Origin of the sequence: Sulfitobacter sp. AS59 (assembly GCF_038899995.1) — a bacterium.
Taxonomy (GTDB): domain Bacteria; phylum Pseudomonadota; class Alphaproteobacteria; order Rhodobacterales; family Rhodobacteraceae; genus Sulfitobacter.
Genome location: NZ_JBBMQK010000002.1, coordinates 94,653 through 109,722 on the forward strand (window position 1 = coordinate 94,653; position 15,070 = coordinate 109,722).

Sequence of the window (15,070 nt, forward strand, 5' to 3'; positions counted from 1 at the left end):
GCCCCGGCCCGTCCGATCCGCTGTGATTGACGGGCCATGGCCAAGCCCCCTCTTGCAGCACCCCGCCCCCTGTCTTATGACCAAGCGATGTTACCCAAGATGCCAAAGGTGCCCTGATGCTTGACCTGACCTATGACACCCCCAAAGTCCGCACAATTGCCGGTGCCAAACATGACTGGGAGCTGGTGATCGGGATGGAAGTCCACGCTCAGGTGTTGTCAAACGCCAAGCTGTTCTCGGCTGCCTCTACCAAATTCGGGGCCGAGCCGAACAGCAACGTGTCGTTCGTCGATGCGGCGATGCCGGGCATGCTGCCGACACTCAACGAATTCTGCGTCGAACAAGCCGTGCGCACGGGGCTGGGCCTAAAGGCACAGATCAACTTGGAAAGCGCGTTCGACCGCAAAAACTATTTCTACCCCGACTTGCCGCAAGGCTATCAGATTTCCCAGCTTTACCACCCCATCGTGGGCGAAGGTGAAGTGTTGGTTGAAATGGGTGACAACACGGCACGTCTGGTCCGGGTTGAACGTATTCACCTTGAACAAGACGCCGGTAAATCCATCCACGACATGGACCCGAACATGTCATTCGTCGACCTGAACCGCACGGGCGTCGCCCTGATGGAGATCGTCAGCAAGCCCGACATCCGTGGCCCGGAAGAGGCCGCCGCCTATCTGACCAAACTGCGCCAGATCCTGCGCTATCTGGGGACATGCAACGGCGACATGCAATCTGGCGCCATGCGTGCCGACGTGAACGTGTCGATCTGCCTGCCCGGCCAATACGAAAAATACCAAGCGACCCAAGATTTCAGCCATCTGGGCACCCGTTGCGAGATCAAGAACATGAACTCCATGCGGTTCATCCAGCAAGCAATCGAAGTCGAAGCCAAGCGCCAAATCGCCATCGTTGAAGGTGGCGGTGAAGTCATGCAAGAAACACGGCTGTTTGACCCCGACAAGATGGAAACCCGCTCCATGCGGTCCAAGGAAGAAGCGCATGATTACCGCTATTTCCCTGATCCTGATCTGTTGCCCTTGGTCATTGAACAGGCGTGGGTCGATGACATTGGTGCGAACTTGCCAGAACTACCAGATGCCAAGAAAGCGCGCTTTATCAACGACTTTGGCCTCAGTGATTATGACGCATCGGTTTTGACGGCTGATCTGGATAGCGCGCGTTATTTTGAGGAAACGGCCAAAGGCCGCGACGGCAAGATGGCCGCGAACTGGGTGATCAACGAATTGTTCGGCCGCCTGAAAAAGGATGAAAAGACGATCAACGACAGCCCCGTCACCCCGGCGCAGCTGGGCGCTGTGGTCGACCTGATCGCGTCTGACGCCATTAACGGCAAGATCGCCAAGGACCTGTTCGAGATCGTGTATACCGAAGGCGGTGACCCTGCCGTGATCGTCGAAGAGCGTGGCATGAAGCAGGTCACAGACACCGCAGCCATCGAGGCCGCAGTGGACGAGATTATTGCCGCCAACCCCGATCAGGTTGCCAAGGCCCGCGAGAACCCCAAACTTGCCGGATGGTTTGTAGGTCAGACCATGAAAGCAACCGGCGGCAAAGCCAATCCGAAAGCGGTAAACCAAATCGTAGCGAAAAAGCTGCAGGGCTGACGGCGCGCGCGGAATTTTTCAAAAATTCCGGCCCGTTTTCTTTGAAAGAAAACGGCGCGTTCCGCCCCCATAGCCCCATATTTTGAAAGGCTTTCTCATGGATACCCCTTTTCGGTCATCGCTGCGGGTGGTGAAACCTGAATGGATTGATTTTAACGGCCATCTGAACATGGCCTATTATTCCGTCCTCATGGATAACGCCGTCGATGATGCCTATGGGCAGATCGGTTTTGGCCCCGAGTATCAAAAACAGGGCTGCACCACCTATGTCGCCGAATTCCACATCTGCTATGTGCGCGAATTGCACGAATGTGCCCGGACCTATTGCACCTTCCAACTGCTGGATTACGACGAAAAGCGGTTCCACAGCTTTACCGAGCTTCGGCACGAAGACGGCTGGCTTGCCGCCACGGGCGAGGCATTGACCCTGCACGTTGATCAATCTGGCCCCCGCGTCGCGCCGATGCCGCAACCGATCCTGTCCAAGCTTGGCGCGATGAAGCAAGCCCACAGCAGCCTGCCCTATCCTGAACGTGCCGGACGTAAAATCGGGTTGAAGAAGTAACACGATCGCCAGCACAGCCTGATAAGTTGTAAATTCAACCTGCACGACACGTTGTGCGGCAGTAATTGATAGGCTAAGACGCTTCAAACAACGCCAAAGGACGGTCATGCCCCGCTACGAATACAAAGTCGTTCCCGCGCCAAAAAAGGGCCTGAAGGGCAAAGACGTCAAAGGGGCAGAAGCCCGCTTTTCCCATGCATTAGAAGAGCTTATGAACAGTCTTTCAAGCGAGGGATGGGAATATCAGCGCGCGGAAACATTGCCATCCACGGAACGTGCTGGCCTGACCGGAACCAAAAATGAATGGCGCAATGTGCTGGTGTTCCGCCGCCCGCACGCAAGCGATGTAGACGCATTTCAGCCTGAACTGCTGCCCGCACCGCAAGACGAAGCACCGGTGCAAGATAAAGCTGAAGCCAAAGCCGCCCCGCAAAACAGCAACGCCGATGGTGGGAACGGTGAGAAAGCGGACGACGCAAAGAAAACCACTGCGCCATCCCCCACCGCACCCCAGCCTAAAATAGGCTAAACGTCGAGATCCAGCGCCAGCGCATGAATGCGGCCGATCAGCTCGGCCCCCAAAGCGTCGTGCACGGCGCGGTGGCGGGCAATCCGGCTCAACCCCTTGAATTTTGCGGACCTGATTTTTACGTTAAAGTGACTTTCGCCCCCCTCTTGAAAGCCCGCATGTCCGCGATGGCTTTCGCTATCATCCACCACATTCAATTCAGTTGGCGCAAAGGCGGCTTCTAAACGGTCGGCAATTTCTTGTGTTACTGACATTTTTTCGCAAAGCCCCCTTCAATCTGGCGCTGCAATCTTTAGAGTGATCGTCCTGAGTCGGAAAGGTCCATATCATGCCCAAGCCTGATCCCTTTGGATTCGACATGTCCGTGTCGTCCTCCAAAAAGAAAAACCCCCGTGGCCGCAGGGGTATGTCCGGTGCATCCGAGACATCACAGCGGCTGTGTTCCCACGAGGGATGCCAAGAGCCCGGTAAATACCGCGCGCCCAAGGCCCCGGATGTGCTGGACGACTATTTCTGGTTCTGCCAGCAGCACGTGCGCGAATATAACCTCAAGTGGAACTTCTTTGACGGCACCACCGAGGCAGAACTGAACGCGCAGCAATCCAAAGATAAAGTGTGGGAACGCACAACCAAGCCGCTTGGCGATCCCGAGGCACGCGCCTGGGCCCGTTTGGGTATCGAAGACCCCCATCAGGTGCTGGGCAAGAACGCGACGCAAAACCCGGGCAAAGGCCCCGCCGCAGGCCGCCGTTTGCCCCCGACAGAACGCCGCGCCATCGAGATTCTCGAGGCCAAGGACAACTGGACCAAGCCCGAGGTGCGCAAAGCCTATAAGGCGCTGATCAAGGTCTTGCACCCTGACATGAACGGTGGCGACCGCAGCCAGGAAGAACAGCTGCAAGAGGTCGTCTGGGCTTGGGACCAAATCAAAGTCAGCCGCAACTTTAAAGACAAATAAACCTATCCCCGCGCGCCCGTGGTCTGGCATGAACCACCGGCGCGCGGCTTGCACGATGTGCCCCCAAATCCCCTTATCTGCGCAGATGCAGCGTGCCGTCATTGCCGCAGATGCGAATTGGGCCTTTCCCTCAGGCTTAAGAAAGATATGTTGCCTAACGAAACCGCCCTGACCCGCAGGCGCGTATGATTATGAAGGACGACACAGCATGGCCGAGACCTCATTGGATCTTAACGCGAAACCCACCAAAGAGATCTCCGTTCGCGAAGTCTTTGGCATCGACACAGACATGGTCGTTCACGGGTTCGAGGAACGCACATCCCGCGTGCCCGATCTGGACAGCACCTATAAGTTTGATCCCGACACCACGATGGCCATTCTTGCCGGCTTTAACCACAACCGCCGCGTTATGGTTCAGGGCTATCACGGCACCGGTAAATCCACCCACATCGAACAAGTAGCAAGCCTGCTGAACTGGCCCTGTGTGCGCGTCAACCTTGATAGCCACATCAGCCGGATCGACCTGATCGGTAAAGACGCGATCAAACTGGTGGACGGCAAACAGGTCACCACGTTCCAAGAAGGCATCCTGCCTTGGGCGCTGCGCAACCCGACCGCAATCGTGTTCGACGAATATGATGCAGGCCGCGCCGACGTGATGTTCGTGATCCAGCGCGTTCTCGAGGTCGACGGCAAGCTGACCCTGCTCGACCAGAACCAAGTCATCGAACCGCACCCCTATTTCCGCATTTTCGCCACCGCCAACACCGTTGGTCTGGGCGATACCACGGGCCTCTACCACGGCACCCAGCAGATCAACCAAGGTCAGATGGACCGTTGGTCGCTGGTCGCCACGCTGAACTATCTGTCGATCGAGGCCGAAACCCAGATCGTTCTGTCCAAGAACCCACATTACAACACCGACAAGGGCCGCAAGACGATCAAGCAAATGGTCACCGTTGCCGACCTGACGCGCACGGCGTTCATGAACGGCGATCTGTCCACTGTTATGTCGCCACGTACCGTCATCGCATGGGCCCAAAACGCCGAGATTTTCCGCAACGTCGGCTATGCCTTCCGCCTGTCCTTCCTCAACAAATGCGACGAGCTTGAGCGCCAGACGGTTGCCGAGTTCTATCAGCGTCTGTTCGACGAAGAACTGCCTGAGTCAGCGGCCAGCGTGAGCTTGGGGTGACCCCAAAAGGAGCCCCCATGCACATCGGATTGATCGGCGGCATCGGAGTTGCAGCAACAGTTGTTTATTACCAGCGGCTCACTGCGGCGGCCCAAGCCTTGGGCGGCCCGTTGCAACTGACCATCTCGCATGGCGACGTCCGAACGCTGATCCGTAACAATCTTGCGGATAATAGGGACGCCCAAGCCAAGGTTTACGCCAAGGCGATTGACCAACTTGCAGCCGCAGGTGCGGATTGTGTGGCGATTACCTCGCTTGGGGGGCATTTTTGCTTTGAAGAAACCCAAGCGCTCTCGGCATTACCTCTGATCTCTGGGGTGGCACCTTTAGACGCTTATTTCCAAAAGCGCGGCATCGGCACGGTGGGTATTCTTGGGACTAAGGTTGTGATGAAAACGGGCCTTTACGGTCAATTGCACCAGACCAAAGCAGTGACCCTAGAAGACGAGATTGAACATTTGGCGCAAAGCTATCAGGATCTTGCCGTCGCGGGCCATTGTACCGATGAACAACGCGCGTTGTTTATGGACGCAGGCGCACGGCTGGTGTCTGATCGCGGTGCAGATGCCGTTATCTTGGCAGGCACCGACCTGAACCTTGCCTTTGACGGGCGCGCCACCGATTATACCGTGATTGATGCGTTAGATGTTCACGTGGATATTCTAGCGCGACTGGCAACAGGGCATATCACTTTAGAACAGGCCATGGGGAAACCAGATGTCTAAACCTTCCGACAACCCCGCCGACGCTTTCAAAAAGGCGCTGGCCGAAGCGACCAAGGTCATGTCCCATGATCCGGACGTAACGGTCACCTATTCCGTTGATCCTTCGGGCATGTCCGGCGACGCGATGCGTTTGCCGCAGGTCAGCCGCCGCATGACCCGTGACGAGGTGTTGCTGGCCCGTGGCACCGCTGACGCGCTGGCGTTGAACCGACGCTATCACAACGGCCAGACCCATTCGAAATACCTGCCCAATGGCGACATGGCCCGCGATCTGTACGAGGCCATGGAAACCGCCCGTTGCGAGGCCGTGGGCGCGCGCGACATGCCCGGCACCGCAGGCAATATCGACGCCAAAATTAAATACGACGCCCTGCGCAAGGGCTATGATCAGGCCAAACAGCCCAGCGATGTGCCACTGGCCACCGCCGCCGGGTACCTTGTGCGCCATCTGGCCACGGGCCGCGATCTGCCCCCCGGTGCCTCCGAGGCGATGGAGTTGTGGCGCGGCTATATCGAGGATCAGGCAGGCGGTACGCTTGAGACCCTGAACGACACACTAGACGATCAAGCCGCCTTCGCACGGTTTGCGCGCAAGATGATCGTTGATCTGGGCTATGGCGATCAGCTGGGCGACGACCCGGATCAGTCGGACGACGACCAAGACAGCGCCGAAGAAGAAGGCACCGAAGAAGAGCAAGACCCAGATAGCACCGGTCAGGATGAGGACGACGACGAGCAGGCCGAAGCCTCGCCCGAGCAGTCGCAGGAACAACAGCAAGACGAATCCCAAGCGCAAGTGTCGATGGACGACATGGCCGATCAAGAGCTGGGCGACGAAGCTGAAATGCCCGATGGCGACGCCCCGATGGAGCCACCTGCCCCGCCGCAAGCGTCAGACGCGGACCCGAACTATCTGGTCTATAACACCGAGAATGACGAGGTTATCGGCGCAGAAGACCTGGCCGAGCCCGCCGAGCTGGAACGCCTGCGCGCCTATCTGGATCAGCAGCTTGAACCGTTGAAAGGTGCCGTGAGCCGCCTTGCCAACAAGCTGCAACGCCGTCTTCAGGCACAGCAAAACCGGTCGTGGGAGTTTGATCTGGAGGAAGGCACACTGGACGCAGGCCGTCTGGCGCGGATCGTGGCGAACCCGACAACGCCTTTATCGTTCAAGATGGAAAAAGACACCGAATTCCGTGATACCTGCGTGACGTTGTTGCTGGATAACTCTGGCTCTATGCGCGGGCGGCCGATTTCCATCGCGGCGATTTGCGCCGATGTTCTGGCGCGCACGTTGGAACGCTGCAACGTCAAGGTCGAGATTTTGGGCTTTACCACCCGCGCGTGGAAAGGTGGCCAAGCCCGCGAGGCATGGCTGAACGAAGGCCGCCCTGTGCAGCCCGGCCGTCTGAACGATCTGCGCCACATCATCTATAAATCCGCCGACGCCCCATGGCGGCGGACGCGGCCCAATCTGGGTCTGATGATGAAGGAAGGATTGCTCAAGGAAAACATCGACGGTGAGGCGCTGGAATGGGCGCACCGCCGGATGATCGCCCGCCACGAGTCGCGCAAGATTTTGATGGTGATCAGTGATGGCGCGCCCGTGGATGACAGCACCCTGTCGGTGAACCCCGCAAACTATCTGGAAAAACACCTGCGCGATGTGATTGCCATGGTTGAAAAACGCAAAGCGGTTGAACTGCTGGCGATCGGGATCGGCCATGACGTGACCCGCTATTACGACCGCGCGGTCACGATTACGGATGTTGATCAACTGGCCGGAGCCATGACCGAACAGCTGGCAGCACTGTTTGATACCGATCCCCGCGCACGGGCTCGCGTCATGGGCATGCGCCGCGCAAGCTGAGGCGGCGGGACGCTCCGCGGGGAGTTTATTTGGCAAAATGAAGAAGGACTTGCGTCATGTTTCAATCGTTTGAGGTGACATCGAGGCCTGAACAGGGGCCATCACGTTTGGCAGCGTTGCGGACTGAATTAAAAGCCGAAGGGCTTGACGGCTTTCTGGTGCCGCGCGCCGATGCGCATCAGGGTGAATATGTTGCCCCCTATGATGAACGGCTAAGCTGGTTGACGGGATTCACCGGATCGGCGGGGTTTTGTGCCGCGCTGCTGGATGTGGCGGGCGTGTTTATCGACGGGCGGTATCGGACGCAGGTCAAGGCGCAGGTGGCGGATGTCTATACCCCCGTGGCCTGGCCCGAGGTGTCCTTGGCCGAATGGTTGCGCGCTGAGCTGCCAAACGGCGGGATCGTTGGGTTTGACCCTTGGTTGCATGCCGTGGGGCAGATTGAGCAATTGGAGGCGGCGCTGACCGGCAGCGGGATCGAGATGCGACGCTGTTCCAATCTGGTGGACCGAATTTGGACGGACCAGCCCGCGCCGCCGATGTTCCCCGCCAAAGTGCACCCGCTGGAATTCGCGGGCGAATCCCACGCCGACAAATGTGCGCGTCTGGCTGAAGAGCTGCGTAATAAAGGTGAAGCGGCGGCTGTGATCACCCTGCCCGACAGCCTGTGTTGGTTGTTGAACATCCGCGGCGCTGACATCGCGCGTAATCCGGTTGTCCATGGATTTGTTGTTTTGCACGAAAGCGGCGCCGTTGATCTGTTTGTTGCGCCCGAGAAAGTTGCCGATCTGACCGATCATCTAGGCGATAGCGTCACGGTGTGTGAACCTGATACCTTGCTTGGCTATCTTGAAACCCTCGCAGGGCCGATCCGGTTGGACAAAACCACCGCGCCTGTGGCTGTGGCTGATGCGGTTGGCGATCGTGCATCATGGGGTGATGATCCTTGCGCCCTGCCCAAAGCCTGCAAGAACGAGGCTGAAGTAGCAGGATCAGCGGCGGCGCATTTGCGCGATGGCGCGGCGCTGGTCGAATTGCTGGCCTGGCTGGATGCCCAAGCGCCCGGCAGCGTGACCGAGACGCAAGTCGTCGCGCAGCTAGAGGCCTGCCGCCGCCGCGACAATGCGTTGCAGGACATCAGCTTTGAGACCATCGCGGGCACCGGCCCCAACGGCGCGATCATGCATTACCGCGTGACCGAGGAAACCGATAGCACGCTTGAGGACGGTCACCTGCTGGTGCTGGATTCCGGTGGGCAATATCTGGACGGCACCACCGACATCACCCGCACCATCCCCATCGGTGCCGCCCCGTTGGACGCGAAACAAGCGTTCACCCGTGTGCTGGCTGGCATGATCGCGATGAGCCGCCTGCGCTGGCCGCAGGGCCTTGCCGGGCGCGATATCGAGGCGATTGGCCGCCTGCCCCTGTGGATGGCGGGACAGGATTTCGACCACGGTCTGGGCCACGGCGTTGGCGCGTATCTAAGCGTGCATGAAGGGCCGCAGCGGCTGAGCAAGATCAGCACAGTGCCGCTCATGCCCGGTATGATCCTGAGCAACGAGCCGGGATATTACCGCGAGGGAGCCTTTGGCATCCGGTTGGAAAACCTGCTGGTGGTGCGCCCTGCCCCCGATCTGCCCGGCGGCGACGCGCATCGCAAGATGCTGCATTGGGAAACCCTCAGTTTTGCGCCCATCGACACACGGTTGGTTATCGCGGATATGTTGGACAGTGCCGCGCGCGACTGGCTGAATGCCTATCACCGCGACGTCGCGGAAAAGATCGGGCCGCGCCTATCGCCTGAGGCAAAATTATGGTTGGATGCTGCAACTGCGCCGATCTGAGCGCCGCATAATGCTGTAACTTTAGGGAGGCCGGTCCGAGAATGTCAGACCATATCAAAATCTTGAAAGCCAATGGCACATGGACAGTCCGCGCCGGAGGTGCCGTGCTGGCCGAAACAAAGAATGCGCTGGAACTGCGTGAAGGCGATATGAATGCGGTGATCTATATTCCGCGCAGTGACATCGCGATGGCCTTTCTGGACAAGACCGACAAGACGACCCATTGCCCGCACAAAGGCGATGCGACCTATTATTCCGTCGTCACCAAAAGCCGCACGTTGCAAAATGTTGCGTGGTCATACGAAGACCCCAGCGACCAAGTCGCTGAGATCAAAGGGCATCTTGCCTTTTACAACCTGCCCGAAGTCACCGTCGAGCAGATTTAATCGCTTAGACGTTCAGCAACCAACTGGTGTCGGCGCTTAGGGCGGCGGCATCGGTGTTTTGCAAGATCACCACCACATTCCCTTCAACGACGATCTCACTATCCGTGCCGTTTGACGCGGCGCGGATTTCGAACGAGCCATCGCCGGGGGCGAACTTGGCGGGGGAGCTTTGGGTTTCTTGCAGGTATAACCCGTCCTCGGCCTGATCGAAATCAGTCACGATCACGGGTTCTGTGCCCACCTGATCATAGCCGATGGCGTTGATGACGTCTGCGCCTTCGCCGCCGGTAACAATGTCGCCGTTATTGGCGCTAACCGTGTCATTGCCGTCACCCGCCATAATCGTATCAGCCAGCGTATCGGATGCGCCCGTGACATCACCGGCAAAGTTAAAGTCGTAGCCGCGGATGACGTCATTTCCAGCACCGCCATCAATGCTGTCAGCGCCGGTGCCCCCCAGAATAAAATCGTTGTCATCGTTGCCGAACATGGTGTCATTGCCCGGCCCGCCAAAGATCGCGTCATTGCCCGATCCGCCGGCAATGAGATCGTCCCCTTTGTTGCCTGCCAACTTGTCAGGGCCGTCGCCGCCAGCAAGCGTGTCATTGCCCGGCCCGGCGTTCAGCGTATCTGCACCGCTGCCACCCGTCATGTTGTCGTTACCGCCGCCACCGCTGAGCAGGTCGTTTTGCGTGCCGCCGTCCAGCACGTCATTGCCGCCACCGCCGTTCAACGTGTCATTCAACCCGCCACCCAGCAACGTATCATTCCCGACATTGCCGTTGAGCAAATCATTGCCCCCCTGACCGTCCAGTTGATCATCGCCCTTCATGCCGCTGAGGGTGTCATCGCCAATGCCACCCCACAAACTGTCGTTGCCAGAGCCGCCGTTCAGCCCGTCGTTTCCATCGTTGCCATAAATCGCATCGTTGCCGTCATTCCCGGCAACATAGTCAGCGCCGATACCCCCTGACAGCGTGTCGTCACCGCGACCACCAAAGACAGTATCATCGCCAGCGTTGCCTTGGATATCGTCGATACCCGAACCGCCATTCGCCAGATCGTCGTCAGGCCCGGCACGCAGAACATCATTGCCCTTGCCGCCAAGCAACGTGTCCTCCCCAAGATTTCCGAACAACGTGTCGTCGCCGCTGCCGCCATCGAGACTGTCAACGCCCCGGCCACCTGTCAGTGAATCGTTGCCGCCAAAACCGCCGATGCTATCGTCGCCATAGTTGCCTTGCAGAACATCATCCCCCGAACCGCCATCCAATGTGTCGGCACCGTTGTTGCCCAGCAGGGTATCGTTGCCAGCACTGCCGCGCAGCAGATCGTCGCCTTCTCCGCCCGCCAAGCCATCATTATTGCCATAACCGGTCAGGACATCGGCACCGTTGCCACCGGCCATAATATCGACGCCGGGGCCACCGTTGATCGTGTCGTCGCCGTCATCGCCGTAAGCCAGGTTATCCCCGCCCCCCAGCGAAAGGCTGTCATTGCCGGTGCCGCCAAGCAGCAGGTCGTCATCGCCATAGCCGTTCAGCGTATCATCGCCCGCAAGCCCATCCAAAAGGTCAAGGCCACCGGTGCCGTTCAAAAGGTCACCACCGCCAGTGCCCGTCTGCGTTTCAAAATCCAGATCGGCAGGATCGAAATCCTCGTCTTCTGCCTCAGTCGTATCAACGAGGCCTGACACGCCAAAAAGGGCGAGTGCAGGTAATAAAAGCAAGCTAAGCATCAAAATATCTCCACTGAAAAACCTTGGCTCAAAGCTACGTGGTTATTAACCATCTGTTAAGCCTTATTCTCGCCATATTTCGGCATTGCGGCGCTTCTGCGGATAATAGAATGCAGGGCAAAGCACTGTATCCAAAATGGGTACAGTTTAAGGGGTTACCCTAATTCGGCTTCTTAGGAGTGTTCTTCTGCGGCAGTCTCGGCCAGCGCGCGGTTATAGGCCTTTAACGCATCCACATGGAACAATGCGCCCAGCAGTTCCGGCGGGGAATCAGCCTTCAGCGTAACGACGGGAATAAAGGGCCTGCCGGACTGTTCAAAGATCGGCATCGCGGCTTCAAGCGTGGCGGTGCCGTCGATATATGTGCCCTCGCCGATCAGCTCCCAGCAGACATCATCATTTGCCGCACCCGGATCATCACGGCTGCGCATGATCCGCGCAGCCATGAACATTGCCAGCAGATAGGCTTGCGGCCCTGCTGCAAGATGCACCCCGCGCCGTTCCATCTGGGTCAGGAAAAAACTGCGGTCGACGATGCGCGAGGCAAAGGCCGTGGACATGCTGACCGCGATCATCACCGCCAAACCGGTTTGCCAATCGCCTGTTAGTTCGAACACGATTAGCGTGGTGGAAATAGGCGCGCCCAAGACGGCGGCCGCCACGGCCCCCATGCCGGCCAAGGCATAGAGCGACGTAACACCGGACACGTTGGGAAAGACACTGGTTGCGATCAAACCAAAGGCCAGCCCCGTCAGCGCGCCCAACATCAGCGACGGCGAAAACACCCCACCGCCCATCCGGCCCCCCAAGGTGATCGACACCGCGGCGATCTTGAGCACGACAAAAACCAGCGCTTCGTTCAACACCATATTGCCCGCTAGGGCACGGGTCGTGGTTTCATACCCGACCCCGATAATATGCGGATACCAAAGGGCAATACACCCCAGCAGCGCCCCCGCAACAGCCGGGCGCAGATAGCGCGGTAATTTGGATTTTTCTTGGATAAAGTTCCCGATATCCTCGGCCCAGAAAATGCTGCGCATCAAGATCACAGCCACCATCCCGCAGGTCAGACCCAACAGCAAAAATGCCGGTAATTCCGCGTAAAACGCTACGTCGCCAACCGTGGGCAGCGCAAATTCGGTCAGGCCACCAAACTCAATCCGGTTGATGACCGTCCCCGCAGCCGAGGCGATGACGATGGGCGCAAAGGCATGCACCGCGAAATGCCGCAGCACGACCTCAAGCGCGAAAAGCGCGCCCGCGATGGGGGCGTTAAAGCTGGCCGACACGCCCGCCGCCACAGCGCAGCCCAACAGATCACGCCCGGTGATGCCGCTGGCATTGATCCGGCGGCTGATCAGGGTCGAGATCACCCCCGCAAGGTGAACAACAGGCCCCTCGCGCCCCGAGGACCCGCCCGTGCTGAGCGTGATCAGCGACGCGAGGGCCGAGGCAAGACCGGCGCGGGTTTCCACCCTGCCGTCGTGCATGGCGGCCCCCAAGATGACGTCGCCGACACTGCGCACACGGGCATCGCGGGTAAAAATGTGCAAGATCACCCCGACGGTTAGCCCCCCGATGGTCGGGATCAGAACGACCCAATACCAATCAAGACTGCCAATAAAGCTGTGCAGGTGTTCGACGTCTTCGGTTCCGTAAAGAAACGCCTGTATCAGGTTGATTCCCTTGCGGAAAAACAGCGCTGCAAACCCTGCCGCGATGCCCACGACCAAGGCGATAAACCAGAATGTGATCTTGCCGGGGCCCTTTTCGCGCAACACGTCCCAGCCAGATCGCGCCTTGATACATGCGACGTCATATTGCTGGGTCAGATAGGGGCGCGGGTTCACGGGCATGGCTACTTTTGATAAAGGCTATACCCTGTCTAAGACACAGATGCCGTTAGGAAAACCCCTGCATCCTGTCTTGGCGTTTTAGGCTGCGAATTGATCGCCCAAGAGCACCCGTGCGGCGGCGCGTGCCGCTTCTGTAATCGTATCGCCGGACAGCATACGCGCGACTTCGTCCACCCGTTCGCCATCCGACAAGGGCGTGACGGTGGAAAGGGTCATACCCTTTGAAACGGCCTTGGACACCCGCCAGTGATGCGCGCCAAGGGCAGCAACTTGGGGCGAATGGGTCACCACCAACACCTGCCCACCTTGCGACAGCGCGGCCAGCCTGCGCCCGACCGCATCCGCAGTCGCGCCGCCAACGCCCCGGTCGATTTCGTCAAAGATCATCGTTAGCCCGCTTTGGCCCTTGGTCAGGACGACCTTAAGCGCCAGCAAAAAGCGGCTCAGCTCCCCGCCTGATGCGATCTTGCCCAAGGGGCCGGCGGGGGCACCGGGGTTGGTCGCCACGGTGAATGACACCGCATCACGGCCCTCTGGGCCTGCGGCCTCGGGGGTAATCTGGGTCTGGAACACGGCACGTTCCATCTTAAGCGGTGCCAGCTCTGCGCCGACAGCCTTGTCGAGCTTGCCAGCCGCCTTGGACCGGGCCGCTGACAACGCATCAGCCGCCGCGTCATAGGCGCTTTGGGCATCGCGCACGGCCTTTTCCAGCTCGGCCTGTGCGGCTTCACCCGCATCCAGCGCATTCAGTTTGCCACGCAATGTATCGGCAAAGCCCGCGAGATCGTCTGGTTGGACATCGTGCTTGCGGGCCAAGCCGCGGATGGCGAACAGGCGCTCTTCGGTTTCTTCTAGCTCGAGCGGGTTAAACGACATCGTATCAATCGCAGCGACGACACCTTCCATGGCCTCGTCCAGTTCGACCATGGCCCGCGACAGCGCGGCCATCGGGGCCTCAAGCGTGCCATCAGCGCGATCAGCGACACCATCCAGCCAACGCAACGCATCGCCCAGCTGGGTTTCGGCACCGCCCTGCCCCAGCATCTCGTAGGCGTTCACCACGTCGGCGCGGATTTTCTCGGCACCCTGCATCGAGCGACGGCGGACATCCAACTGTGCCTCTTCGCCCTCTTGCGGGTTCAGCTTGTCCAGCTCAGCCACGGCATGGCGCAAGAATTCCTCTTCGGCGGCAATGGCGTCGCGTTCTTGTGCGGCCTTGGCCGCTGCCTTGCGCGCGGCAGCAAGGGCAGACCAAGCCTGTCGTACCTTGTCGCGCAAGCCAGATGTCTTGGCGAAATCGTCCAGAATTGCGCGGTGGCCTTTGGGGTCCAACAAGCCACGGTCGTCATGCTGGCCGTGCAGCTCGACCAATGTTTCAGACAGCGCCCGTAATACTTCACCAGAACAGCGACGATCGTTGACCCATGCGGTTTTGCGGCCATCAGACCCGTTGATCCGGCGCAGGATCAGTTCGAGGCCGCCGGGCAAGCCTGCCTCCTCTAGCACAGCATGGGCGGGGTGGTCTTCACCCAGGTCAAACCACGCCGTAACCTCGCCCTGATCTGCCCCTTGGCGCACCAGATCGGCACGTCCGCGCCAGCCCAATACAAATCCCAAGCTATCGAGCAAGATCGATTTACCGGCCCCGGTTTCACCCGTCAGAACATTCAAACCCGGCTGGAACGCAAGCTCCAGCCGGTCGATGATCAACATATTCGAGATGTCTAGGCCGCGTAACATGGGTCCACTTCCGTATGGGACGCTAGGATT

13 protein-coding genes are annotated in these 15,070 nt (G+C 59.0%); 9 read left to right on the plus strand and 4 right to left on the minus strand.

Features of this window, described 5'->3' with window-relative positions; translation table 11 throughout:
• Positions 1–116: 116 nt before the first annotated feature.
• From gatB to WNY39_RS04780, 3 genes are all read left to right on the plus strand, one after another.
• Positions 117–1,628, plus strand: a complete 1,512-nt coding sequence (gene gatB, locus WNY39_RS04770; protein ID WP_342844516.1) for an Asp-tRNA(Asn)/Glu-tRNA(Gln) amidotransferase subunit GatB — start codon at positions 117–119, stop codon at positions 1,626–1,628.
• Between the two features lie 97 nt (positions 1,629–1,725).
• Entirely contained in the window at positions 1,726–2,193 is a 468-nt protein-coding gene (locus WNY39_RS04775) for a thioesterase family protein (protein WP_342844518.1), read from the plus strand.
• A gap of 106 nt (positions 2,194–2,299) precedes the next feature.
• The gene (locus WNY39_RS04780; protein WP_342844519.1) at positions 2,300–2,722 is read left to right on the plus strand and encodes a DUF4177 domain-containing protein; all 423 of its coding nucleotides are present in this window, start codon (positions 2,300–2,302) and stop codon (positions 2,720–2,722) included.
• Here the strand turns inward: WNY39_RS04780 and WNY39_RS04785 are convergent.
• On the minus strand, positions 2,719–2,976 hold the full coding sequence (locus tag WNY39_RS04785; RefSeq protein ID WP_341234322.1) for a BolA family protein: 258 nt from the start codon (positions 2,974–2,976) through the stop codon (positions 2,719–2,721). The two genes, WNY39_RS04780 and WNY39_RS04785, sit on opposite strands and share 4 nt — an antisense overlap.
• A 74-nt stretch (positions 2,977–3,050) precedes the next feature.
• Between WNY39_RS04785 and WNY39_RS04790 the strand changes: the two genes are divergently transcribed.
• The 6 genes from WNY39_RS04790 (at position 3,051) to WNY39_RS04815 (ending at position 9,703) form a co-directional block, all read left to right on the plus strand.
• The gene (locus WNY39_RS04790; RefSeq protein ID WP_341234321.1) at positions 3,051–3,680 is read left to right on the plus strand and encodes a J domain-containing protein; all 630 of its coding nucleotides are present in this window, start codon (positions 3,051–3,053) and stop codon (positions 3,678–3,680) included.
• Between the two features lie 208 nt (positions 3,681–3,888).
• Complete coding sequence (gene cobS, locus WNY39_RS04795; RefSeq protein ID WP_341234320.1) at positions 3,889–4,875, plus strand: cobaltochelatase subunit CobS; 987 nt, start codon at positions 3,889–3,891, stop codon at positions 4,873–4,875.
• A 17-nt stretch (positions 4,876–4,892) separates the two neighbouring features.
• Positions 4,893–5,600 (plus strand): aspartate/glutamate racemase family protein, encoded by a 708-nt coding sequence (locus WNY39_RS04800; protein WP_342844521.1) that lies wholly within the window; start codon positions 4,893–4,895, stop codon positions 5,598–5,600.
• The gene (cobT, locus tag WNY39_RS04805; RefSeq protein WP_342844523.1) at positions 5,593–7,470 is read left to right on the plus strand and encodes a cobaltochelatase subunit CobT; all 1,878 of its coding nucleotides are present in this window, start codon (positions 5,593–5,595) and stop codon (positions 7,468–7,470) included. The genes WNY39_RS04800 and cobT overlap by 8 nt, the downstream gene beginning before the upstream one ends.
• Before the next feature lie 56 nt (positions 7,471–7,526).
• Positions 7,527–9,317: an aminopeptidase P family protein gene (locus tag WNY39_RS04810; RefSeq protein ID WP_342844525.1), complete on the plus strand. Its 1,791-nt coding sequence runs from the start codon at positions 7,527–7,529 to the stop codon at positions 9,315–9,317.
• Between the two features lie 41 nt (positions 9,318–9,358).
• Positions 9,359–9,703 (plus strand): DUF427 domain-containing protein, encoded by a 345-nt coding sequence (locus WNY39_RS04815; RefSeq protein WP_341234316.1) that lies wholly within the window; start codon positions 9,359–9,361, stop codon positions 9,701–9,703.
• A 4-nt stretch (positions 9,704–9,707) separates the two neighbouring features.
• Here WNY39_RS04815 and WNY39_RS04820 read toward each other — a convergent pair whose 3' ends face one another.
• The 3 genes from WNY39_RS04820 to recN all read right to left on the minus strand — a co-directional run bounded on the left by WNY39_RS04820 (position 9,708) and on the right by recN (position 15,040).
• The gene (locus tag WNY39_RS04820; protein WP_342844526.1) at positions 9,708–11,441 is read right to left on the minus strand and encodes a calcium-binding protein; all 1,734 of its coding nucleotides are present in this window, start codon (positions 11,439–11,441) and stop codon (positions 9,708–9,710) included.
• Positions 11,442–11,614: 173 nt separating this feature from the next.
• Positions 11,615–13,300: a chloride channel protein gene (locus tag WNY39_RS04825; protein ID WP_342844527.1), complete on the minus strand. Its 1,686-nt coding sequence runs from the start codon at positions 13,298–13,300 to the stop codon at positions 11,615–11,617.
• 78 nt (positions 13,301–13,378) lie between these two features.
• Entirely contained in the window at positions 13,379–15,040 is a 1,662-nt protein-coding gene (gene recN / locus WNY39_RS04830) for a DNA repair protein RecN (protein ID WP_342844528.1), read from the minus strand.
• Positions 15,041–15,070: the final 30 nt, after the last annotated feature.

Coding starts and splice junctions, on each gene's coding strand:
- gatB (WP_342844516.1), top strand. CDS start 117: ATGCTTGACCTGACCTATGACACCCCCAAAGTCCGCACAATTGCCGGT.
- WNY39_RS04775 (WP_342844518.1), top strand. CDS start 1,726: ATGGATACCCCTTTTCGGTCATCGCTGCGGGTGGTGAAACCTGAATGG.
- WNY39_RS04780 (WP_342844519.1), top strand. CDS start 2,300: ATGCCCCGCTACGAATACAAAGTCGTTCCCGCGCCAAAAAAGGGCCTG.
- WNY39_RS04785 (WP_341234322.1), bottom strand. CDS start 2,976: ATGTCAGTAACACAAGAAATTGCCGACCGTTTAGAAGCCGCCTTTGCG.
- WNY39_RS04790 (WP_341234321.1), top strand. CDS start 3,051: ATGCCCAAGCCTGATCCCTTTGGATTCGACATGTCCGTGTCGTCCTCC.
- cobS (WP_341234320.1), top strand. CDS start 3,889: ATGGCCGAGACCTCATTGGATCTTAACGCGAAACCCACCAAAGAGATC.
- WNY39_RS04800 (WP_342844521.1), top strand. CDS start 4,893: ATGCACATCGGATTGATCGGCGGCATCGGAGTTGCAGCAACAGTTGTT.
- cobT (WP_342844523.1), top strand. CDS start 5,593: ATGTCTAAACCTTCCGACAACCCCGCCGACGCTTTCAAAAAGGCGCTG.
- WNY39_RS04810 (WP_342844525.1), top strand. CDS start 7,527: ATGTTTCAATCGTTTGAGGTGACATCGAGGCCTGAACAGGGGCCATCA.
- WNY39_RS04815 (WP_341234316.1), top strand. CDS start 9,359: ATGTCAGACCATATCAAAATCTTGAAAGCCAATGGCACATGGACAGTC.
- WNY39_RS04820 (WP_342844526.1), bottom strand. CDS start 11,441: ATGCTTAGCTTGCTTTTATTACCTGCACTCGCCCTTTTTGGCGTGTCA.
- WNY39_RS04825 (WP_342844527.1), bottom strand. CDS start 13,300: ATGCCCGTGAACCCGCGCCCCTATCTGACCCAGCAATATGACGTCGCA.
- recN (WP_342844528.1), bottom strand. CDS start 15,040: ATGTTACGCGGCCTAGACATCTCGAATATGTTGATCATCGACCGGCTG.